This is a genomic window from Acetobacter fallax, assembly GCF_011516735.1.
GTDB lineage: Bacteria > Pseudomonadota > Alphaproteobacteria > Acetobacterales > Acetobacteraceae > Acetobacter > Acetobacter fallax.
Genome location: NZ_WOSX01000004.1, coordinates 1 through 24471, shown reverse-complemented (window position 1 = coordinate 24471; position 24471 = coordinate 1). Strand labels below are relative to the sequence as shown.

Annotated in this window: 14 protein-coding genes; 12 read left to right on the top strand and 2 right to left on the bottom strand. The window is 55.7% G+C overall.

The features are described from left to right. The first annotated feature begins 476 nt into the window (after window positions 1-476). From GOB85_RS03675 to GOB85_RS03665, 3 genes are all read left to right on the top strand, one after another. Complete coding sequence (locus GOB85_RS03675; protein WP_173576278.1) at window positions 477-1691, top strand: SAM-dependent methyltransferase; 1215 nt, start codon at window positions 477-479, stop codon at window positions 1689-1691. A gap of 214 nt (window positions 1692-1905) precedes the next feature. Next, complete coding sequence (locus GOB85_RS03670) at window positions 1906-3261, top strand: 8-oxoguanine deaminase (RefSeq protein ID WP_173576371.1); 1356 nt, start codon at window positions 1906-1908, stop codon at window positions 3259-3261. Window positions 3262-3470: 209 nt separating this feature from the next. After that, window positions 3471-6047, top strand: coding sequence for a hypothetical protein (locus tag GOB85_RS03665; RefSeq protein ID WP_173576277.1), 2577 nt, complete (start codon window positions 3471-3473; stop codon window positions 6045-6047). A 31-nt stretch (window positions 6048-6078) separates the two neighbouring features. Here the strand turns inward: GOB85_RS03665 and GOB85_RS03660 are convergent, their stop codons facing one another. Then, window positions 6079-7215, bottom strand: a complete 1137-nt coding sequence (locus GOB85_RS03660) for an AI-2E family transporter (protein ID WP_173576276.1) — start codon at window positions 7213-7215, stop codon at window positions 6079-6081. Between the two features lie 193 nt (window positions 7216-7408). Here GOB85_RS03660 and GOB85_RS03655 point away from each other — a divergent pair, with 193 nt between their 5' ends. Both GOB85_RS03655 and GOB85_RS03650 read left to right on the top strand, forming a co-directional pair. Next, entirely contained in the window at window positions 7409-8443 is a 1035-nt protein-coding gene (locus GOB85_RS03655) for an L-idonate 5-dehydrogenase (protein WP_173576370.1), read from the top strand. 456 nt (window positions 8444-8899) lie between these two features. After that, a complete protein-coding gene (locus tag GOB85_RS03650; RefSeq protein WP_173576275.1) occupies window positions 8900-11725 on the top strand; it encodes a TonB-dependent receptor domain-containing protein in 2826 nt (941 codons plus the stop codon). A gap of 651 nt (window positions 11726-12376) precedes the next feature. Here GOB85_RS03650 and ubiG read toward each other — a convergent pair. Next, entirely contained in the window at window positions 12377-13180 is an 804-nt protein-coding gene (ubiG, locus tag GOB85_RS03645) for a bifunctional 2-polyprenyl-6-hydroxyphenol methylase/3-demethylubiquinol 3-O-methyltransferase UbiG (RefSeq protein ID WP_173576274.1), read from the bottom strand. A gap of 281 nt (window positions 13181-13461) precedes the next feature. Between ubiG and GOB85_RS03640 the strand changes: the two genes are divergently transcribed. The 7 genes from GOB85_RS03640 to GOB85_RS19675 all read left to right on the top strand — a co-directional run bounded on the left by GOB85_RS03640 (window position 13462) and on the right by GOB85_RS19675 (window position 24064). Then, window positions 13462-14715, top strand: coding sequence for an aspartate kinase (locus GOB85_RS03640; protein ID WP_173576273.1), 1254 nt, complete (start codon window positions 13462-13464; stop codon window positions 14713-14715). Window positions 14716-14737: 22 nt separating this feature from the next. Next, window positions 14738-15823, top strand: a complete 1086-nt coding sequence (locus GOB85_RS03635) for an NAD(P)H-dependent flavin oxidoreductase (RefSeq protein ID WP_173576272.1) — start codon at window positions 14738-14740, stop codon at window positions 15821-15823. After that, window positions 15824-17218, top strand: coding sequence for a helix-turn-helix domain-containing protein (locus GOB85_RS03630; RefSeq protein ID WP_173576271.1), 1395 nt, complete (start codon window positions 15824-15826; stop codon window positions 17216-17218). It begins immediately after the preceding gene. A gap of 180 nt (window positions 17219-17398) precedes the next feature. Continuing rightward, the gene (gene ispG, locus GOB85_RS03625) at window positions 17399-18559 is read left to right on the top strand and encodes a flavodoxin-dependent (E)-4-hydroxy-3-methylbut-2-enyl-diphosphate synthase (RefSeq protein WP_173576270.1); all 1161 of its coding nucleotides are present in this window, start codon (window positions 17399-17401) and stop codon (window positions 18557-18559) included. Window positions 18560-18676: 117 nt separating this feature from the next. Continuing rightward, window positions 18677-19939, top strand: coding sequence for a histidine--tRNA ligase (hisS, locus tag GOB85_RS03620; RefSeq protein WP_173576269.1), 1263 nt, complete (start codon window positions 18677-18679; stop codon window positions 19937-19939). Next, a complete protein-coding gene (gene prfA / locus GOB85_RS03615) occupies window positions 19936-20994 on the top strand; it encodes a peptide chain release factor 1 (RefSeq protein ID WP_173576268.1) in 1059 nt (352 codons plus the stop codon). The genes hisS and prfA overlap by 4 nt, the downstream gene beginning before the upstream one ends. 109 nt (window positions 20995-21103) lie before the next feature. Continuing rightward, window positions 21104-24064 (top strand): diguanylate cyclase domain-containing protein, encoded by a 2961-nt coding sequence (locus GOB85_RS19675; protein WP_173576267.1) that lies wholly within the window; start codon window positions 21104-21106, stop codon window positions 24062-24064. Window positions 24065-24471 lie beyond the last annotated feature (407 nt).

Genomic DNA, 24471 nt, shown 5'->3' with positions numbered 1-24471 from the left:
ATACCCGCAATCAGCCATGATCCATCGGCGTGCTTCCTGTCCGGCTGCGGCAACCAGGTCTGCGACTCCTGCACCCGGAAGCTTTACTCACGGGTAACGGAAAAACTCTGCCCTGCTGTCGAATGTATATTTCCTTCGACTGAAGTAATGCCAGAAAGTCCCGCCTCTGACCCAAGTGAGACTGGCAGGGTCTAATACCAGCCAGCATTGAGGCCGACACACAGAAGAAGAGCCGCGGCACTCCACCCCGCATCCCGCCAAAAGTCGCGGACTTCCGGAAACAGACTTCTTTATCAACAGATCAGGGTGAAGGAAGTCGCGCTCCTTCCGGGTTCGGGCAGAGCCCAGGCTTTCTGCATGACAGTCAATCTTTATGCGGATCGGTATAATACCAGAGGGTCCGGCCTTTAACCCCGCCACCACCTGCCCTAAAACAACCCCCGAACAAAACCCAGGGCAAGGGCAGGGGATCATTCATGAAAAAGCCGGTCGATTACGTCCTGAAAAAATTCATCTCCGCCGGTTCCCTGGACGTCACCTACGCCGACGGCTCAACCACGCATTACCAGGGCACAACACCCGGCCCCCACGCCGCCATGCGCCTCACAACCCGCACCGCCGAACGAAACCTCCTCCTCAACCCCGGCCTGGGATTCGGCGAGGCCTATATGGATGGCACCATCCAGCCCCAGAGCTGCACCCTCTACGACCTCCTCCACGTCCTCATGCTCAACACCATGTCCGCCGGCCATATCGGCGACTCCCTTGCCGCCGCCGTCCGCTACCTCCGGCGTAAGAAAATCCAGTTCAATCCGGAATCCCGCTCCCGTAAAAACGTCGCCCACCACTACGATCTCGGCGAATCGCTCTACGATCTCTTCCTCGACAGAGATCGTCAGTATTCCTGCGCCTACTTCCGAACCGGAAACGAAACCCTCGACGAAGCCCAGGAAGCCAAGAAGCACCACATCGCCGCCAAACTCCTGCTCGACCGGCCAGACCTCTCCGTTCTCGACATCGGTTGCGGCTGGGGCGGCATGGCGCTCACCCTCGCAAAAGACTACGGCGCCACCGTCACCGGCGTCACCCTCTCCACCGAGCAGCTCAACACTGCCCGCAAACGCGCCGAAGCCGCCGGCCTCTCACACCGCGTCCGCTTCGAACTGATGGACTACCGCAACGTCCGCACCCGCTATGATCGCGTCGTCTCAGTCGGCATGTTCGAACATGTCGGCATCGCCCACTACCAGACCTTCTTCGAAAAAGTCCGTGACTGCCTCACAGACGATGGCGTCGCCCTGATCCATTCCATCGGCCGCAATGACGGCCCCGGAACCACCAACCCCTGGATCGACAAATACATCTTCCCAGGCGGCTACTCACCCTGCCTCAGCGAAACTTTCGCCGCCATCGAACCCACCGGCCTGTGGGTCACAGACTGCGAAATCCTCCGTCTGCATTACGCAAAAACCATCGCCATCTGGCGCGAACGGTTCGCGAAAAACCGCGACAAAGCCAAAGCCCTTTACGATGAACGCTTCTGCCGCATGTTCGAGTTCTACCTCGCCGCCGCCGAACTCTCCTTCATCGTCCAGGGCCACATGAACTTCCAGCTCCAGCTCACCCGTTCGCAGACCGCCGTCCCATTAACCCGCGATTACATCGCCAAAGCAGAAACACGCCCGGAATAAGCAGCATAACACACACCGGGAAGTACAAAAGGGCAGGGAACTCACCCTCGCCAGACTCATTGCCTCATTGATCCGCCCGGTGTTAAAAACATCATCCCAAGCGCCCGTTCGATACCACCACGATGACGATCCGGACCCCGCACCTCCGGAACAGGGCTTCATCGCGACGGGACGATACTTCGTCCCGCAACCGGTACACGTTCAGAGGCCCGCCATGACCGTCGATCTCCTGATCACAGACGCTTACATCTACATCGATCGCAATCGCGAAATCCCCAATGGCTGGATCGCCATCAAAAACCAGCGCATCCACTCCCACGGCCACAGCAGCGAACCACCACCCGCCGCCAGCACCACCCGCTCAGCACACGGCCAGCTCGTCACCCCCGGCCTCATCAACGCCCACCACCACATGTACCAGAACCTGACCCGCTCGTACGCGCCGGTCACAAACGGCACCCTGTTCGAGTGGCTGCAAGGCCTCTATCCCCTCTGGGCCGCACTCGACGAAGAGTCCGTCTACCTCTCAACCTTCATCGCCATGGTCGAGCTCCTGATGGGCGGCTGCACAACCTCGATGGACCACATGTACGTCCATCCCCAGCCCTTCCTCATCGACGCCCAGTTCCGCGCCGCCCGCGAAATCGGTTTCCGCTTTCACGCCACACGCGGCTCCATGACGCGCTCCGTCGAAGACGGCGGACTCCCACCGGCCTCCGTCGTTCAGGACGAAGACACCATCCTCGCCGACAGCGAACGCCTCGCCGGCAAATTCCACGACGCCACACCCGGCGCCATGGGCCGCGTCGCCCTGGCACCCTGCTCCCTGTTCAGCGTCTCCGAACGCATCATGACGGAATCAGCCGCCCTCGCCGAAAAACACGACCTCCGCCTTCACACCCACCTGGCCGAAGACCCCGACGAAGACCGATACTGCGCCGAAATCTACGGCTGCACCCCAACCGAGTATTTTGAACGCGTCGGCTGGGCCTCCCCGCGCTCCTGGGTCGCCCACTACATCTACCCCTCAAAAGACGAAATCGACCGCCTCGCCCATGCCGGCGTCTGCACCGCCCAGTGCCCCTGCTCCAACATGATGATCGGCGGGGGCGCCGCCGACGCCATGGACATGCGCCGTCGCGGCATGCGTGTGGGCCTCGGCTGCGACGGCTCCGCCTCCACCGATCACGCCTCAATGTGGCTGGAAACCCGCATGGCCCTCCTCCTCGGACGCTTCAGAAACGGCCCCCACTCCATGTCCGCCCGCGACGCCCTCGACATGGCCACACGCGGCGGCGCCGCCTGCCTCGGCCGGGAAGACGAAACCGGCCACCTCAACCCCGGTGCCTGCGCCGATCTCGTCATCTGGAAAATGTCAGACATCGCTCTCGCCGGTGCCCTCACAGACCCCGTCGAAGCCTGGCTCCGCTGCGCCCCCGCCACCGCCGGAACCACCATCGTCAACGGCAAAATCCTCGTCGAAGACGGCATCCCCCTCATCGCAGGCATCAACGACATCCTCCGCGCCCACACCCGCGAAGCCCGCCGCATCCAGCGCCTCACCGACTGATACCCAGGGGCTCCGGTCTCCAGCCTGTCCCGGCAGCCGGCGCCCCCATACCGTCATTCCCACGAAAAAACACCCTTCGTGTCAGCCCGCAGGACTTGCGGCTCCCCGTCCATCTGCGTCAGAATTCAGCGGATGATCCGTATGATACTCAGACGGACAGCCCGGGCCGGAATCATGCGATTTTCCATTCCTGAAACGGTGCAAGAGCAGTGAACCCGTCACCAGAGCGATTTCCGGAAAACAGCATCTCCCCGACAGGCCCGCATCTCACAGGCTGGCTCCTCGGTCTTCCCCTGGCCCGCAACACTCTGCTCCCCGTCAGTCAGTTCATCTGCCTGCCCTGCGCGATAACCCTGCCAGTACCGCCATCCCCGGAACCGTCACCATCCTGCCCGCAATGCGGCAAACCCGCCTGGCCCCACGCCAGCCTGCCATTCGCAACGCCCGACAAAGCCGCATGGCAGTCCCTGTGCCGTAAACTCGACCCGGATAAACCTCCCGGATTTTTCTACGGTTCTCTCTTCGAGGCCATACAGCAGGCCTGCGCTCCCACCACAGATGGCAGCCGCCTCCCGGCCTCCGCCCTCAAAACCGTTGACGACCTCGCCAGACGCCGTCACCTCCCCAACGTCCTGCTCGTTCTCGGGCGACTCTGGATGGAACAGCTTACGGCAGAAAACACCGGTTCATTACAATCCCGCCTCGAACAGATCATGGCAGGACTTTATTTCGAGGCTCTCCTTTCCATCCTCGCCACCCACGCAGAAGAAAAAGCCGGATTCAGCGAAAATCATCTGCGGAAGATCCCGCCTCCCGAAGCCGCCTGGGAAACCCTGATCGGATCAAAACAGAACCGCATCAAAAAGATTCAGAAAAAAGCCGAAAAAGCCTGGGGGAAAACAATCAGAACAAACTCCGCCAGCCTCACCGGACTGGACACCGTCTGGTCCGGCAGAATGACGGAGCAATCGCAGCAATTACGGACCCTGCGCCATCGCCAGGACACGGGCTGGTCGTGTAAGATGACGAAACGGCGCCAGCGATTACACACTCTGTACGCCCGGCTGGATGCAACACGCAGTCGTTACACCGGACCACTCGCGAAATGTACAGAAATACTGGTGAATTTCGCATCCCTCAGTGACTACAGAGCGCCTTTCGATGCCGTCAATGCCCGTTATGACGCTCTGCTCCGGCGCCTGCTCACCGGACAGATCGCAGACACACTCAGAAAAATACCGAAACAACCAGCCAGCGTCAGCGAAAACATGCACGCACTCCTCGACGAGGTCGATGAGAACACCAGAAAAATCGATAACGCGATCGTCGATCTCTGGAATGACAACCGTCTCAATCCGTTCCCGATGTTCGCCGCCCGGGCCGCGGAGCGCCTGGCGCTGAACTGGATCGCATCGTGGCTGCCCCCGACTGATGAAATCACAGACATCTCATGTTTCCAGATCAGCAAACCAGGCGATAAAATCTGGCATCGTGCCGATCTGCTTCAGATAACGGATAATGGCGCCCGTCAGATCCTCTATGATGTCAAAAACACTTCTGTCAGCAACCAGGGTTTCAGCCAGCTCTCGGTCAAACACAAGCAGGCCGGCAAAACAGCCGGCATCAACTATATCGGCACCCTGACGGACGACTGGATTTCGGCATGGGAAATCAAAGAGACACGCATCGGGTTTTCACGATGCACCATTCATGTCATCGGCATCTATAACGAAGACATGCGCCGTTACATCGACGGATTCGTCAAAACACACACACCACTCGTCACCCTCGGTCAGGATGACCTGTGGGATATGGAAGCGAAAAAACGCCAGGAAACAAGAGTTCCCGCCTATCTGTTCGCAATGCGACAGCAGGCCTGGAATCCCTTCGCCAGTATCCCGGACGATCTGGTCAGAACCGGAAAATTCATCGGGCTGCTTCAGGGCGGCTTTCTGAGCCTCGCAACCGGAACGAGACAGAACACGACAGCATTCAGCCGGCACATCGACAGTCTGATGTCGCACTGCCTGACATGGCGCCGCGCACCGGTCCTGCCCGAAATCTACTTCGTCGTTCTCCAGGGACTGGTTGAAGAGTATAATCAGATCGTAACAGAAAGAGTCGGACGCCCTGATTTTTCAGAAAAATCCGCTGAATTTTTCATCGGAAGCCTGACCAGCCAGATCAGCGCCCTCTTCTTCCGAGGCAACGACACCCAGCCCCTCTGCGCATGGGACCCCACCCGCAGCATCCGCCTGATCACAAAGACCTTCACGCAATTCATCAGTGTTGTCATCACAGGTCAATTCGCTCGTTACATGCCGAAAATTACCAGGATCTCAGTCACCGCACGCGGCACAGTCACCGCACAGCTCAGTTCAGACCAGAGCATCACCCTGCTGTGCCGCTGCGAAGGTAAATTCCCCTCAAAACCCGGAAACACCGTTTCTTTCAGACAGACAGACAATCAGCCCGGATCGGAGGACGCCCCGCCACCCGAAAAGAGCGATGAACACGATATCACTCCGGAACCCGCGGAAGATCGCACGAGCACGGCACTCTGCCGCTCCTGGCCGCTCATTTTCGGAAACGAAATACCCGACCGGAACGATTTACCCCCGGCGCTGTCCTGTGACGTGTGCGGACGCCTCCTCTGTAATCACGGCCATGGCTGCCCGAAGTGGACAACCAATGAAAACTGCCGCTGGAATCAGATGAAAAAAGAAGCAGCGCAAAAAGCCAGACCCGTTACTGAAAAACCGTCTGCCCCGGCACCGCAACCATAACCATCATCACCGCACCAGGGACCAGCCTCCGTCACCCCCGGCCGCGCAACAGCCCCCGCGTCGAGCCAAACCGCCACATCAGATGCGCCACCGCCATCAGAACCGGCCCGAGAAACAGTCCCACCAGCCCCCAGGTCTCCAGCCCGCCCAGAATCCCAAGCAAAACCCACACAAACGGCAGCCGGATCGACCCGCCAATCAGAACCGGACGGATAAAGTGATCCGCCAGAAACAGAATCAGCCACCCGAACACACCCACAGCCACCGCCGCGCCAACACTGCCCTTCATCAGAATCAGCAGCACCGCAATCAGCACGGCAAAACCACCCAGCATCGGAATCATCGACGCCACAGCCGTCAGAATCCCAAGCAGCAACGGCTGAGGCGCCCCCGCGATGATATAGGAAATGCCGATCAGCACCCCTTCGCCCAGCCCCACCAGAACCAGCCCCGCCATCGACCCGCGCACAGCCCCGACAATCTGCGCCAGAACCAGCCCGCCGCGCGCACCAAACAACCGCCCGGTCAGAACCGTCACCCGATCCGTCAGCCCGTTGCCCGCCCGCAGCAGAAAAAACAGCACCAGCAGCGAAAACGCGAACAACACCGCCCCGTTCGCCGCTCCATGCCCGACATGCTCCGCCGCTCCCAGAGCCTGCCCCGGACGCAGACGATGCATCACCGCCTGCACACCACCCGGATCAGCCAGACTGGCCTGCCACCAGCGCTGTGCCTGAGCATGCCCGACCGGCAACTGCCCCAGCCAGGCCGGCGCCGGAATCCCGTCTCTCCGCGCCTGATCAAACCACTGCGTCACGTCATGCGTCTCCCGCGCAACCTCCGTCCCGATCGCCAGAACCGGAGCCGCGAACGCAAGCCCGATCCCCACCACCACCGCCATCGGAACCAGCGTGTCCGCATGACGCGGTGACCACCGCCGCCGCACCCACTCCATCATCGGCCAGCACACAATCGCCAGAATCCCGCCCCACGCCACCGCCAGCCGGAACCGCCCGAGCGTATAAAACGTCAGCCCCACGACCAGCACAGCCAGAACCCCCTGCGCCCAGGTCTGAAAACGCCCCCTGGTAGGCCGCGCGGAACCGTCAGCCACCTTGCCGGAACCGGAAGAAGCCGCATTCTCGCGGAAAACAGTGTCGTTGTGCATAGAACCTTCAGAATACGGAGGAAAAACCAGACAGATCCCTACATTACCGCCCGGTTACGGATTATGCACCCACAGGAAACCGGCGCCCCCCAGGCTCGTTTCCACAACGCCACGAAACGGCCCCGTCAGCGTAACTGTCCGGCACACAACAAAAACAGAAGCCACCCACGGCTCACCCTCAGGACACCCCCTCATGACCTCAGCCAGCACCGAAGCCCTCGTCATCCACGCCGCCCATGACCTCCGCCTCGACACCAGCCCGCTCCCCGAACCCGGCCCCGGCGAAGTCCGCATCAACATGGAATGGGGCGGAATCTGCGGCTCAGACCTGCACTATTTCGCCCATGGCGGCGTCGGCGCCTCCGTCCTGCACAATCCCATGATCCTCGGCCATGAAGTCTCCGGCACCGTCGCCGTCACCGGCCCCGATGTCACCGGCTTCACCAAAGGTGACCCCGTCGCCATCCACCCCGCACGCCCCTGCGGCGACTGCCCCGAATGTCGCCGCGACCGTCGCAACCTCTGCCGCAACGTCCGCTTCCTCGGCAGCGCCGCCTTCGATCCCCACACGGATGGCGGCTTCCGACGCGCCATGACCGTCGACGCCACACAGTTGCGCCACCTCCCGCCCGGCCTCGACACCCGCCGCGCCTGCCTGGCCGAACCGCTCGCCGTCGCCCTGCATGCCATCAGCCGCGCCGGAGAGGTGAGGGGACGTTCCGCCCTCGTTCAGGGCGCTGGTCCCATCGGCCTCCTCATCGTCGCCGGTCTCGTCCACGCTGGCGCCGCCCGCATCGTTGCCACCGACCTGCAAAATTTCCCCCTCGAACGCGCGCTCCTGCTCGGTGCACAGGAAGGCCACAACTCCAGCAACGGCCCGCTCGAAGACGAGTTCGACATCGTGTTCGAAGCCACCGGCGCCGCCGCCGCACTCCCCGAAGCCATCGCCCGCACCCGCCGCGGCGGCATCCTCGTCCAGGTCGGCATGTTCCCGCCCGGAAACGTCTCCGTCCCCCTCGCACAGATCATCAGCCGCGAACTCGACTTTCGCGGAACCTTCCGCTTCGATCACGAATTTGACGACGCCCTCGCCCTGCTGGCCGAAAAACCCGAAATCGCCGACACCCTCGTCACCCGGGAATTCCCGATCACCCGCTTCCAGGACGCCTTCGCCCTCGCGCCAGACCGCACCCGCGCCGCAAAAGTCCTGCTCGCTCTCTCTCAGTAAACTCAGATCAACTTTGGATTCTCATGTTGGGCGCAATCTGATTCATACTGTGTGCCGGTATGGAGGCCGGCCCGTATGACCCGCCCTGTCTGCTGATCTTCGCGGTCGCACGCTTGCGGCTGTTGCCCTGGCATGACCCGTCATGCGGCGGCGGTTCGCCTTGGCGTGTCTTCGTCGAGTGTCATCCGCATACGAATCAGATTGATCGGATTATGCTCTAACCTGATGTGGAAACCTGGTTACAGAATAATGACGGCGATGGCGTGTGCCGTGGATACGGTACCGCCCCGACACCTCCTGCTTCAGCACCGTATCTGATGCACTTAACCTGTGGCTAACGGTTACAAATCATTTTGATATAGACACAATCCAGCTTACGTTGAAACATTACGAAGATGTATCAACACCGGGCGGAATCAGATGATGCGACTGGAAACAAAATTCAGATTAAGTTTATTGAGTCTCGGAATTTCAGCACTGACTTTCGGATGGGCCGATGATGCAGCCGCTCAGATCATCTCGCTGCCCGGATCAACAACCGGTCAGCAAATTGTTAACCAGAATAAAAGCAAATCTAAAACGAAGGTTATAGCAACCGGCAAGGAAGAAGCGATCTCCGTCGTCGGAACGCATCTCGGCGCGAAGGAAACCGCACAGATCCAGCCCGTGACTCTCATCACAGCCGAGCAGATCCAGCGATCCTCATCCATGACCACAGGCGACATCTTCGCCCACATCCCCTCCATGGGCTTCTCCGGAAACACCTTCAGCAACGCCGGCGGCTCCTGCCTGAACATCCGCAGCCTCGGCACGGCGCGGACCCTGGTGCTCGTTGATGGTCACCGCATGGTCAACGGCAATGGCTCGGTTGACTGCCCGGACGTCAATTCCATCGTCCCCGCCATGATCGACCGGATCGAAATCCTGAAGGACGGATCGTCAACAACCTACGGTTCGGACGCCATCGCCGGCGTGGTCAACATCATCCTCAAAAAGAACTTCACCGGAACAACATTCACCGCCAATGGCGGCATCAGCGAATACGGAGACGACCAGACAGCCGCCCTCACCGTCGCCCATGGTTTCAACTTCGATCACGATCGCGGCAATTTCACCATCGCCGGTTCATACAATTACCAGGCTCCGATGGCAGCCGATCAGCGCAAATGGGCCATGCAGGAAGCCAAGGTCAACAATCCGCCTGGCCAGGCACAATATTACGGTTCGCAATACGGACCTTCGCCCGTTTATGCCGCCGTCAATGGCGGCGCGCCGCTGACCGCGTCCAGCGATGGCGTTGCCCAGTCCGTTATCTCCAACGGCAGCGGCGGTTATCGCCCGTACAGCTGGAGCGACAACTATGATTATTCAAAAGACAACCAGATCATCGCGGAACAGCAGGTCGGCTCCATAGCCTCCACCGGTCATTACGACGTCAATAATAATCTCCAGCTCTACATGACGGCCAATTTCAGCCACACACAGACGCAGACCATCGGCACCCCGATGTATATCGCCACCCCGGCCACAACCCTGACCGGGAACTCCGGAGCCATGGTCGTCCCATCCGGGGAACCGGGAAACCCCTTCGGAGAAGATGTCGCGCTTTACCAGCGTATGTTCGGCCTCGGCCGGCGCTATGGTTACGACAACATCAATTACTATCAGTTTACCGGGGGCGCGCGTGGCGATCTGCCCCACACTCACGGCTGGACCTACGATTTCTTCTTCTCATACGGAAAAACAGCGACCGATTCAGGCGAGACCAACGAAGTCAACTGGCGCAACATGGAAAACGCGCTGGGCTTCCATCAGACCGGGGGCGCCGGATCGACGCAGGGCTATTATGACCCGAACCTTTGCGCCAGCATTTCCGGGTGCTCACCCTACAATCCTTTTTCAGGCACCATGTCAAAAGCCGCCGCGAATTACATCGGCTTCACCGACACCTACCCCTCCATGCAGGAAATGCGCGACGTCCAGTTCACCGTTGCCAACAAACATCTCGCGAAACTGCCCTACGGCCCTCTGGGTATCGCGCTTGGCGTCGAACACCGCAGTCTCGACGGCTTCTTTCACTCCTCATGGGAAGACATAGAAGGCCTGAACTCCAACTCCGTCCGTGGCAATACCGGCGGCGGATACAACGTCACCGAAGTCTTCGGTGAACTCAGCATCCCGCTCCTGAAAGATCTTCCGGGCGCGAAAGCCCTGTCCGCCGAAGTCTCCGGCCGCTTCTCCAACTACAATACCTTCGGTCAGGCCTATAACTGGCATGCCGGACTGATCTACGCTCCAACACAGGATGTCAGCTTCCGGGCCAATATCGCCACCGGCTTCCGTGCTCCGACCATCCAGGATCTCTACCAGGCAAAAATCGTCAGTCTCACCGGCACGCGTGACCCCTGCGCCTATATCTCAACATATCCCACGGGTGTACAGGGAACCATCGCGGCAAACTGCCGCTCGCAGGGCATCAATCCCAACACATTCAAGCAGACAAACGGTTCCCTGAAATATCAGACAGGCGGAAACAGCCTCCTGCAACCGGAAATCTCCCGGACCTACACCATCGGATCAATCGTCACGCCACGTTTCATCCCCGGCCTGACAGCAACAATCGATTATTTCCACACGCACATCACCGAAACCATCGGTTATCCGTCGCTCTCAACCGAACTCAACGGCTGTTATGAAAGCACGAATCTTTCAAGCAGCTACTGTAACATTCTTCATGGCCGGGACATCGCCGGACAGCTTTATCCGGTCTCGCGCCTGCACACCAACACCGGCGCCTTCATTGAGGACGGCCTCGATATCAACGCCAGCTACAGCCGCCCCATCGATTACAACAATTCTCTGACGTTCGGCGCCGATATCCAGGACATCATGAGCTACAAGGAACAGAGCCAGGACGGACAGGCACTGATCAGCTATCTGTCAACAGATGCGGGCGTCCCGAAATGGGTCGCGAACGGATCAGCAACCTTCACCCATGGTCGCTGGAGCGTGACCTACATGGTCCGTTTCATCGACGGCTACAATTTCTATCCCAGCTCTTCCTACGGACCAGGACTGTCCGAATGGTGGAAAACCAACCAGGCCTGGTATCATGACCTGATGGCCACATACCACGGAGACCAGTACACCATCACCGCCGGTGTCAAAAACCTCGGAGGCAGAGATCCGAACTTCTACGCCAACGGCTCCTACAATACCTCACCGGGCATGTATGATTACGCCGGTCGCTATATGTATCTGAAAGCACAGGTCCACTTCTGAACACGATCCGCCAGGTCGCTCCCGGAGCGGCCTGACGGCCTCACTGCTCCTGATGTCATGCCCGCCAGGCGGATGAGCGCGAGATCGTCAAATGGGGTCCGATCAAGCGAAGGGCTTCCCGGTTCTGCCGGGCTCCACAGCCGGGCCTCGCCAGCCTCACACAGACCACAGACCAGGCTTTCTGGTATACTGTCGCGCACATTCACACAGCCCGGAATTCCTGCGTAGAAAAATCGCCTTCTGCTTTCTGACATACCATTCGTCAGAAATCGGGCTTCATCCATTGCGGTATAACAACGTAGTGCCGTGTAAAATATCTCCGGCCAGCATTTTCTGTGACCTGAAATATTATTCCGAATAAAAAACAAATATGTCCGGAACATTCTGGAATCAGGCCTCGCGAAGATATTCCGAAACAGCCTCCCGGAAAAATCAACCGCTTGTCCGTGAGTATGGAGACACGTCTTGTATTCCCATTTTACAAAACCCGTAATGCGCACCGAAACCCCGCACTCAGTAAGGTCTTTTAAGTCACATGCCTTTCAAATCCCGACCCGGCTCAGTAAATGGACAAAAAAATCCCGGCAGCCGGAAAGACCACCAGAACACCCCCGACCGTTCTGGAAAAAATGAACACCCTGCCAGCTAAAATCAGCTCCGCGAGAACGCCGCAATATAGTTCACTCCCAGATCCCGGCTTTCCCGCCAGCTATTCCCGAACAGATCCGGTGTCATTCCCGCCATGTCGTCCAGCCGCAGCCCGGCCTGCCGTCCATACCCGGCCATTTCCGCCGGAGTGACGAATTTCTTCCAGTCATGCGTCCCGACCGGTAATAGCCGCATAACGTATTCCGCACCGATCTTGGCAAACGCAAAGGCCCGCACCGTGCGGTTCATCGTCGAGACGAAAACATTCCCGCCCGGTCGCACCAGTTCCGCCAGCATTCTCATAAAGGCCACCGGGTCAGTCACATGCTCAATGATCTCCAGAGCAACCACCGCATCGAACATCTCTCCTTCAGTCACCAGCGTCTCCGCGCTGCCAACCCGATAGGTGAGGGAGCCCGCCGCCGAAGGTAAGGGATGCTGCTCCAGATGCCGTCGCGCCGCCGCGATCCCTTCCGCCGCCGCATCCATCCCCAGCACATCATGGCCGGCCTGGGCCAGCGCCTCACTGGCCAGCCCCGCGCCACAGCCAAGATCCAGTACCCGCAACCGCGCCTGCTTCCTGCTGCGAAGAGGGAGATGCCGGTCAATCCAGCCAATCCGAAGCGGATTCATAGCATGCAGAGGCCGCATCGGCCCGGCAGGATCCCACCACTCACGCGCAATCGCGCCAAAACGTGCAATCTCTTCTGCAGAGACAGAATCGCCATGTGCATTCTGCCCGGTCAGCTCTGCGTCATCATCGATGCAGATGTCTTCCCGTGAAGCAGGATTATGGTTGGGGTGCATAAAACGAGGCCTTTCTTCTGCAGTCGCCGCTGGACGTAAGCCGGGCCGAAGGTTATGTGACGCGGCTTGCTCGCCTTCGCAATGGTTCGTCGTGCCCAACGCCACGTCTGCCCGCAACCCCGGACAGATATAAAGCGGTCCGGTATGATCCATACCGCCATGGTGGACGGGCAGAACCTGAGAACCCCCGACGCACGCTCGCCAGCCAGGAGGCCGGAGGCGCTGTGCAACAGGATAGAAAAGGCCGCCAGCCGCGGACCGGACGGAGCGAGAGTAAGGTCATGGAGCGAACTGCACCTCGGATCGTGATGAAGTTCGGCGGCACGTCGGTCGCCGACCTGGATCGTATCCGTGCCGTCGCGAAACGCGTTCAGGCTCAGGTCGATGCCGGCTGCGAAGTCGCCGTGGTAGTGTCGGCCATGGCCGGCGTCACAAACAGACTCGTCGGCTACTGTGATGCTCTGTCCCCGCTCCACGATCCGCGTGAATACGACGCGGTCGTAGCCGCGGGCGAACAGATCACCAGCGGGCTCCTGGCCATCGCTCTGCAATCTCTGGGCATTCGGTCGCGCTCCTGGCTGGGCTGGCAAATCCCCGTCCGTACCGACGACGCGCACGGGAAAGCCCGGATCTGCTCCATCGACGGTGATGGACTCATCGCCTGCATGCGATCCGGTCAGGTGCCGGTCATCGCAGGCTTTCAGGGCGTCGATAATGAAGAAAGGATCGCGACGCTGGGTCGCGGAGGGTCAGACACCTCCGCTGTCGCCGTCGCATCTGCTGTAAAGGCTGATCGCTGCGATATATACACCGATGTGGACGGCATTTACACGACCGACCCGCGCATCGTTGCGAAGGCCCGTAAGCTGGATAAAATTACATACGAGGAGATGCTTGAGCTGGCTTCTGTCGGAGCTAAAGTGCTGCAGACACGCAGTGTCGAACTTGCCATGAAAGAGCGCGTACGCGTCCAGGTGCTGTCGAGCTTCTCAGACAACGCCCCGGCGCCGGATGGCCGCCTGCCCGGATCGCTGGTGGTAGATGAGGACGAAATTTTGGAACAGGAACTGGTCACTGGCATCGCGTATTCACGCGACGAAGCAAGGATATCGATGCGCCGCATCCCCGATCGTCCGGGAATTGCCGCCGCTATTTTCGGACCGCTCGCGGATGCCAATATCAATGTAGACATGATTGTTCAGAGCTCCGGCGAAGATGGCATGACCAACATGACGTTCACAACAGGCAAGGCCGATCTGCAGCGCGCCATTGCTCTGGCCGAAGCCGCTCGTGAAGTCACGCAGTATGGTGAACTCATCACCGACGACTCTGTTGTCAAAATCAGTGTCGTGGGTGTCGGTATGCGGTCTCATGCGGGCGTGGCAAGCACCATGTTCCGCATCCTCTCTGATCGCGGCATCAACATCCAGGTCATCTCAACCAGCGAAATCAAAGTATCCGTGCTCATCGCTGCCGACTACGCTGAACTGGCTATCCGGGCGCTTCACACCGCCTATGGTCTTGATGCTGCCTGACGCAGAAGGTGCGGAACCCGTTATGACAGATACTCTTGCGTCTCCGAATGCCGATACCGGTCAACAGGATTATAAAGCCAGACAGGCCGCCCGGCAGGAGCTGGACCGTCTGTGGGCTTCCGGAACGGAGTTCCTGGGGACCGAATATGCGATTCTCGGCGGCGCCATGTCGTGGGTCAGTGAACGGAACCTCGTCTCCGCAATTTCAAATGCCGGCGGTTTTGGTGTCATTGCCTGCGGTGCCATGACACCTGCATTGCTGGAGGCCGAAATAGCCGCGACGCAGGCACTTACAAAGAAGCCTTTCGGCGTCAACCTGATTACCATGCACCCGCAACTTGACGAACTCGTGCAGGTCTGTTTGCGCGCCCACGTCGGTCATATCGTGCTGGCAGGCGGTATCCCACCATCATCCGCCGTTCGTGCAGCCAAAGACGGTGGTGCCAGTGTCATTGGTTTTGCTCCGGCACTTGTTCTCGCTAAACGCCTGATCCGTATGGGAGTTGATGCGCTGGTGATCGAAGGCGCCGAAGCGGGAGGCCATGTCGGACCGGTGTCTCTCACTGTGCTGGCGCAGGAAATCCTGCCGCACATTACTGCTGTCCCTGTGTTTGTTGCCGGCGGCATCGCACGTGGTGACGCTATTACAGGCTTTCTGGAACAGGGTGCTGCCGGTGCGCAGTTGGGAACCCGTTTCGCCGCAGCGGCCGAAAGCATTGCGCATCCGCGTTTCAAGGAGGCTTTCATCAGAGCTAACGCACGCGACGCCCTGACTTCGGTGCAGCTTGATCCTCGTTTTCCAGTTATCCCGGTCCGCGGCCTCGTTAATGATGGGAGTCAGCGTTTTCTCACTCACCAGGCAGAAACTCTCCGCCGCTTCCAGGCAGGAGAACTTAGTAAAGATGAGGCTCAGCTTGAAATTGAACATTTCTGGGCAGGGTCATTGCGCCGCGCCGTGATCGACGGCGATGTGGAAACAGGTTCTGTTATGGCTGGCCAGTCTGTGGGTATGGTCAGATCCGTCCAGTCTGTGGAAGATATCATTTCCGAACTGGTCGAACAGGCAGTGGAAGCTCTGATGCGCCGGAGTGGCCGACGGGAGCACTGAATGGGCGAAGACGTCAGGGAGCTGATCGGAGTGAGCGCCGGAAGTCATAATGATGACCGAAATGTAGTAGGCACCGGGAGAGAGAACGACACATGTCGTCCTGTTCCGAATGGAACGCAGGAAGGCGAAGACGTGCAGGTCAATGCTGACTCCGAGCAGATTCCACTGCCCGATTTTGCTACGCTGGGCATAGCAACAGCGCTTCGTATTCGCCGTGAAACCCTTGGCTGGTCACTCCCCGACGTCGCCTCCTGGCTGCGAATACGGCTGCCTTATCTGGAAGCACTTGAGCAGGGGCATCCCGGCGAGCTTCCTGGTAATGCGTATGCTGTGGGCTTTTTGCGGACATACGCGTCAGCTCTGGGCTTTCCCGCCGAACAGGTCGTATCTCGCTTCAAACGGGAAACGCGTGGTGTGGAACGTAAGCCGGAACTTGAATTCCCCACCCCGGAACCGGAAAGAACAGTTCCTGCCGGAGCAATAGTGCTAACTGGAATCGTCGTTGTTATCGGAGCTTACATAGGCTGGTATCGTATGGCAGGACATGATCCTGTCCCGCTTGAACGCGTTCCGCCCGTTGCAAGCGTGATGCCCGGAGTCCGGCCCGGTCCGATGCCGTCACCACAGATTGCCTCCATGATGCCGGATGCAGGCCCATCCCATGTCGCTCAGCCGCAGAAAACAACGTCTGCAGTGTCGTCCTTACCCGGTACATCGGAAATGACATTCGGTACGAACGAATGGACATCTGTCAGCAGGACGGACGCTGGCGCAGCATCTCCGCTTACTAAGGCACCAGCTTCAACGGGAACAAACAATCCTGTGGCAGCTATATCGCCCGACTCCCCATCGTCTGATATTGCCCCGGAAAGCATCCCGGTGCCTTTACCAGCACCTCCGGAGCCACCGGCAATCAAAGCGATTGCTACCAGCTGGGTTCAGGTCAAAGCCAGTGATGGCAAGGTCATCTATAATCATATTATGCAGCCAGGCGATAACTGGCTCTTACCAGATGAAGGCGCACCATTCATTCTTACAGCCGGAAATGCAGGAGGAATCACACTCGTCGCAGGGAATATAATAACTACGCCTCTGGGTCGAAATGGAGCGGTCCGTCGGAATATCACGCTATCGCGTGAAACCATCCTGGACGGTAGCATCGCTGGACGCTCTTACCAGTCATCCGCATCAGACGCTTCCTCAGTTTCAGCCGGAGCGGCAGACGGTACCGTTACATCGACAACTAATGAGCCGGTACCTCTCCCTCCGCCTCCGGTCATCAAGCCCAGAGTGCGGCCAGCAACTAAGCCCGGCCATGAATCCTCAGCAGATGATCTGAATGCAATGCAGCTACGGTCAATGTCCGGAACCAGTGCATTTTCGGGTCAGCGTTAACTGTGATGGCAACATTGATCCTGCATAATTTCTGTTTTTCTGCCCAGCAAACAGCCAGATATTTTTTCTTCTATAGCTATCGGCTCTCAGATTTGGCAGGAAGAGCCCCAAACAGTATGCGCCCCTCCGTGCATACCCACCCTGAAGCCTCGGCTTTCGCCTCGACAGGAGGACCAGACGATGAGTGGCTACCGCCCTTACCAGTATATTGAACGCCGCAAATCACGACAGATTCATGTCGGCAAAGTTGCCGTCGGCGGCGATGCACCGGTTAGCGTGCAGACAATGACTAATACGCTGACAAGTGACGCGCAGGCGACAATCGAGCAGATTCGCCGTGCCGAACTTGCCGGCGTGGATATCGTTCGCGTGTCGTGTCCTGATGAAGAGAGCACAGCGGCGCTCTCTGAGATTGTACGTGAAGTGAATGTTCCGATCGTGGCCGACATTCATTTCCACTACAAACGCGCTATTGAGGCGGCGAAAGCAGGTGCTGCCTGCTTGCGCATTAATCCGGGCAATATCGGTAGCGCTGAACGTGTCCGTGAAGTCGTCAATGCCGCCAAAGATTACAACTGTTCGATTCGCATCGGTGTGAATGCGGGTTCCCTTGAAAAGCATCTGCTCGAAAAATACGGTGAGCCAAATCCTGATGCGCTCGTCGAGAGTGCTCTGGAGCATGCTAAAATTCTGGAAGATCACGACTTTCACGAATTTAAGATCAGCGTAAAAGCATCCGATGTGTTCCTTGCTGTTGCGGCTTACCAACAGCTTGCTGATGTTTGTGATCACCCTCTGCATATCGGGATTACAGAGGCGGGTAGCCGACGTGCAGGGACTGTTAAATCTTCGATCGGTCTGGGCAATCTGCTATGGGCTGGCGTTGGTGATACAATGCGGGTTTCTCTGTCGGCAGAGCCTGAAGAAGAAGTTCTGGTTGGCTGGGATATCCTGAAATCACTTGGCCTGCGCCACCGAGGCATAAAGATAATATCCTGTCCGTCGTGCGCGCGTCAGGGCTTTAATGTAATCCAGACGGTCCAGACACTTGAAGACAGGCTTGCTCATATCAAAACACCATTGACCCTTTCTATCATAGGTTGTGTGGTCAATGGTCCGGGCGAAGCTCTGATGACTGATATTGGAGTCACCGGTGGCGGTTCAGGGCGGCATATGGTGTATTCAGCAGGAAAACAGGATCATACTGTCGCTGCCGATTCCATGATTGAACATATTGTGGAACTTGTCGAGGAGCGCGTCGCCGGTATCGAAGCCGAAGATGCACGACAGAAAGCAGCAGGTGTTGCACCATTACTCCCTGATCTGGAAACAGCAAAATAACGGTCTTGCAGTAAGACCATCGTGGTGACCCTGATTGTTTTGTCGAGTGAGTTTTAATAATTTTCTGGCTGACACATTAACGTGTCAGCCGAAAACTGTTTTGCGGGAGAGTAATCCTTGAGCGCCGTTCAGCCCGTCCGTGGTACCCACGATCTCATTGGCGAGCAGCAGCGACGTCATGCTCATGTTATAGAAGCCGCGCGACGTGTTGCTGATCGTTATGGGTTTGAAGAGTGGACGACACCCATTTTCGAAAATACGGCTGTGTTTGCCCGCTCGTTGGGTGACACGTCTGATGTGGTCTCGAAAGAGATGTACACCTTCACAGACCGTGGTGGAGATTCACTGACCCTGCGCCCTGAAGGGACAGCAGCTGTTTGTCGTGCTCTGATCACGAATGGCCTGACACAATCTCTTCCTCAGAAGGTATTTTACGCGGGCCCGATGTTTCGCTATGAGCGTCCCCAAAAGGGGCGATACAGACAGTTTCATCAGATTGGTGCAGAACTGATCGGACCAGGTGAACCTCTTGCAGATGCAGAAGCAATCACTATGGGTCGGGATGTGCTTGCCGCTCTCGGCGTCGCCGATGAAGTAACCCTTGAACTGAACACGCTGGGTGACCTTGCAAGTCGAGCTGAATGGCGGGCCGCGCTGGTCTGTTATTTTTCTGACTATCGCGAAAGACTCTCTGAAGATAGCCAACTCCGGCTTGAACGCAATCCGCTTCGTATTCTTGACAGTAAAGCACCTGAAGATCGTTTAATTGCAAACAGTGCACCTGCTCTGGATTTGTTTCTTAATGATGAGTCTAGGCGTTTCTGGGATGAATTGCGACGTGGACTTGATGCATTTGGCGTAAATTACACTATTAACCCCCGTATTGTTCGCGGACTGGATTATTACAGCCACACGGCATTTGAGTTCGTTACAACACGTCTTGGATCGCAAGGGACAGTGCTGGCCGGTGGCCGATATGACGGATTGGTGGCTGAAATGGGAGGCCCTCAGACACCAGCTATAGGATGGGCTGGTGGTGTCGAGCGTTTAGCTATGCTGCTCGATGAACCGCCACCGGTTGTCGCACCCATTGCCGTCATTCCACTAGGATCTGAGGCCGAGTGTATGGCCATTCACTTACTTAATCAGCTTCGTTCAGCGGGTCTGCGCGCCGAAATGGCATATCGTGGCAATCTGAAAAAACGTATGGAGCGAGCGAACAGGATAGGCGCTTCACACGTGGTCATTCTCGGTGAAATAGAACTTACGAGAGGAATTGTGCAGTTGCGGGATCTGTCAAACGGCCGGCAACAGGAAATCAAGCCCGAAAATGTTGTTGAAGTTTTATGTCAGGTTGAGAGGGCGGAGCAGCAAGTGTGAGTCTCGATGATCGTCTTGACCGTATTGTTGGACGTGCGGAAGAAATTGAAGCGTTTCTGGCTGGTGGTGTAACCGGAGAGGAATTTTCTCGTGCATCACGTGAATATGCGGAACTGGAACCGCTCGTAGCTCGGATCAATGAATTACGTTTCGCTCAGATAGAGGAACGCGAGACAGGGCAATTGCTTGCTGATCCTGAGATGAAAATCCTTGCTGAAGTCGAACTTCATCGGCTACGAGAGCGGATTTTATTGCTCCGTCAGGAAGTCCGCCTGGCAATGCTACCGCGTGATGTGGCGGATGAACGTAGTGCAATTCTAGAAATCAGACCTGCCGCCGGAGGGGATGAAGCCGCTCTGTTCGCAGCAGAACTTTTTGGAGTTTACCGGCGTTACGCTGACATTCATGGCTGGCGATTCGAATTGATGGATTACGATGAGAGCGAACTTGGAGGCTTGCGTGAAGGTATTGCGACTATCTCCGGTCGCGGTGTTTTCGCGCGATTAAAGTATGAATCTGGTGTTCATCGAGTTCAACGTGTTCCGATGACGGAAAGTCAGGGCAGAATTCATACCTCTACTGTGACAGTTGCGGTGCTTCCAGAAGCGGAAGATGTCGATGTTCAGATTGATGAACGCGATCTGCGAATAGATGTTTATCGTGCTTCCGGGGCAGGTGGTCAACATGTAAACAAGACAGAAAGCGCAGTTCGGATTACTCATATACCTACGGGTATCGTAGTAACTATGCAGGAGGAAAAGAGTCAGCACAAGAACCGGGCAAAAGCGATGAAAATTCTTCGTGCAAGACTTTTTGAATTACAAAGAGCAAGCCTCCACGCAACCCGTGCTGCGGACAGAAAGTCTCAGGTTGGCACTGGTGATCGGTCAGAAAGAATTCGCACCTATAATTTTCCACAGGGCCGCGTCACAGATCACAGAATTGGCATAACGCTACATAAGATAGATCGAATTATGTTGGGAGAGATTGATGCTATTGTTGACGCATTGATTCAGTATGATCAAGCTCTCCAGCTTGCATCTCAGGGGATATGAGGCGACGATTTCATAGGACATTGACAATTTTCCTTGAATTTAACACTCTGATAATGAGAGTTCATTATGTATAGAACTGCATTTGAATTGAAGGTAGTTCGAAGAGATCGTGCGCAACTTAAATTATACTTTTTGTGAATTATTTTATTTTAATCATGATGAGTTGAAACAGCCATCTATAAACATAATTTTGCTTTGCGTTAAATTAACTATATCTATATTTTTATTGTTTTTTATTTTTTTTTCTTATTCCGTTCGGGCTGAAACGATTCGTTTGTTTGATGCGCAAACTGGTGTTGGCAATGCTATAGTCAATGCTTTTGCTCAGGATAGTAATGGCTTTTTGTACGTTGGGACAACTGCGGGTTTATATGTCAGTTCCGGCGGTGAATTTACTCGCGTAGACAATGAAAATAACGCGATATTTAAGAATGTCACTGCGCTTGCAGGCGGCAGTGACGGAAGTCTTTTGGTCGGGGCTGATAATGCTCTGTGGATGCGCACAGGCTTCTCCTTTCATAAAGTGCCTTTGAAATTAAACGCGAAGTTACAATTTTCTGTACTGGGTAAAGATTTTATCGTTCTTGTAGGAGAAGGAGCAGCAAAAGGTGGCGGATTATGGCGTATTCACCATGATGCTAGGAAAATGCCGGTCGTTGAACGTTTTGAAGATGACACGCAGCACGTACCTATTCTTTTAGGAAACCCACTCACAACTCTATCTCTCCACGTGCTTAGCTCATCAGAAGAAACATTATGGATTGCATGTGGCCGCGCTCTTTGTCGCAATAGAGATGGCTCTACTGTAGTATTTGGGACTCGTGAAGGCATTCCTGCTGATGAATGGCTGGCACTCACAATCGCCCCAGATGGAACGCTGATTGCACGCAGCGCGATTCATTTTGTGCGAATCAGCGTAGATAAAGATATTGATGTTGAAGATATTCCAACTAGCTCATCAAGGTCATCTACTTCTTCATTCTTTTTAATAGCGACACAAAGTGGCTCTGTAATCACACAGGAAAATTCGTCTCTGCTCATTCGTTCTTCATCGGGACAATGGAAATCCACAAATTTTTTATCTAAACATAAACTAGGGTCTGTTTCATCTGCATTTATTGATCGAGAGGAAGGCATCTGGCTCGCCAGTCCAAATCACGGAATCATGCGGTTAGCTGGTTTTTCTGTCTGGGAAAATTACGGAACCGAACGAGGTTTTCCTGCGACAAGGATTTCAGCTATTCGCCGTGATAACTTTGGTGCGTTTTGGCTCGCTACTGAGCAAGGGTTATTTCACTACTCTTCGCATGACAATGGTGATGATATTAAATTACCTATTGGGCATTACAATATTGACGTAAGATCTTTACTGCGAACAGGCGACGGCACAATTTGGGGAGCCGGGAAATCGTCCGGCTTGGTGCGTATTAACCCTGAAACAGGGAATATTATCACATTACCATCTCAAGCATCTTTAACCGGTGCAATGGCACTGGATAGTGCTGGGCGTTTATGGATTGGTACGGCTCAAGGCATTGTCCGGATAGATGACCCCCTTCATCCTCCGTCTCGTCTATCGAAAGCTTTAGTGTTAAACGACCGGCGAATTAATGCTCTTCAATTTGATCAGTTTGGACGCCTGCTGGCGCTCACCGATAATGTGTTGTTCCGACAAAAACCTGGAGAAGATTATTTTGAGCCGCAGATTGATCTTATTGAACTCGGGATCGGAGACGGTCGATTAATGACGGTCACGATGTCAAATGAAGTATGGGTTGCAGGTATAAGAGGCGGACTTCGAAAAATTGAATTACGAGAGGAAGGAAGCGCTATACTATCCTCATTTTCTAGAAACGCACCTTATATTGAGGTAGTGACATCACTGTTTCGGGATACTCGCGGTTGGATCTGGATTGGTAGCTCAAGGGGGCTGAACGTTTTAACTTCCAGTGGTTGGCGCCACTTCGATGTTAATTCTGGTCTTATTTCTAATCATATTATTTATGGAGCAATAAATGAAGATGATGACGGTTCGCTCTGGTTCGGTACTGACTCGGGAATGTCACATCTTACCGCAGAACACATATTTCCGGCCCTGCCTGAATTACATACGTGCATAACATCAGCTTATATTAATTCAGTAAATTTGCTTGGAAATCCTCGCATCTGGTCAGATGGTGAGCGTAATCTAAGTGTTAATTTTGTTGCACCTACTTTTGTAGGGAGTAATGATCTTAATTATCGCTATATTCTCGAGAATGTTGATACAGCGCCGCACACGGAAAATGAAACATTTGCAAACTACTCGAACGTTCAGGGGCAACAAATATCTTTTGATGTGCAGGCTATTGATTTTATTAATGCGCGAAGCGCCAATCATGCTCATCTTGCCGCCCATATGGGAAGTGGTCTAGGACGCTCATCCAGATTTTTGATAGCATTTGTCAGTTGTGGTTTTTTGTTTTTTTTAATATCGGGAGGGAGTTATAGACGTTACGTTATGGTAAGACAAAAAAATATTGATAGAGCTGTGCGTGATCGCACTCGTGTTATGGAAGAAATTCAGGCACAACTTCGTCAACAGTCTAGAGTTGATGGGTTGACTGGTTTACTTAATCGTCGAACAGCACTTGATGAATTATCTTACCTTATATCTTCTCTCGCCCCAGGTGAACTAATCGCGGTTTCTTTAATTGATATAGATCATTTCAAGTTGATCAACGATACATTTGGGCATCAGGCGGGGGATTTCGTTCTGGAACAATATGGCCTGCGGCTACGCCAGACCTCTGGTCCCGGCGTAATGGCAGGACGTTACGGTGGCGAAGAGCTTATCATAATTTATCCTATAGTTCGCAAAATACAGAGTGTCATTGAAGAAGCCAATACACTTCATCGCGTTTTGTGTATGCCCATAAGAGTTGAAGAAAGCATTGTTGTTGCAACGTGTAGTATCGGTTTAGCCATAATTTCTCCTGGTGATACACCTGAAAGTTTAATCGGCCGTGCAGATCGGGCTCTTTATAAAGGCAAGCGTGGTGGGCGAAATTGCTTAATTATTGCTGACTAAACACTTTATGAGACCTTGCGCGAGTAGTTGTAGATGCCGCTTTCATTTGGAGGGATCGAAAAACCGTTGATTGATAGCGTGACAAACTGATCTCATGCTTTTTAGCTAATGATTGACAGTTCTTCTGGATGGTTTTCGCTCACGCTTGCAGCGGAGCAGAGTTCATTAGGCTCAGGACTCATTCTTTGAGGTAGAAGATGAAGGCCGCAATCGCCCTGATTGTGTTGAAAAAGCCTTGTTGTGATTGCGGATGAAAGCACCGTGGGGTTAGCCTGATTGGCCTCTTCACCTCACTTTGCCGCCATCGCCTCCCGCGGTGGGACGAGCCTGGCCATCTTGCGGAGGTTCTGGGCGGTTGCGGCGAGGAGGAACTCGTCATGAGCGCCGTTTGGGCCACGTAATCGCAG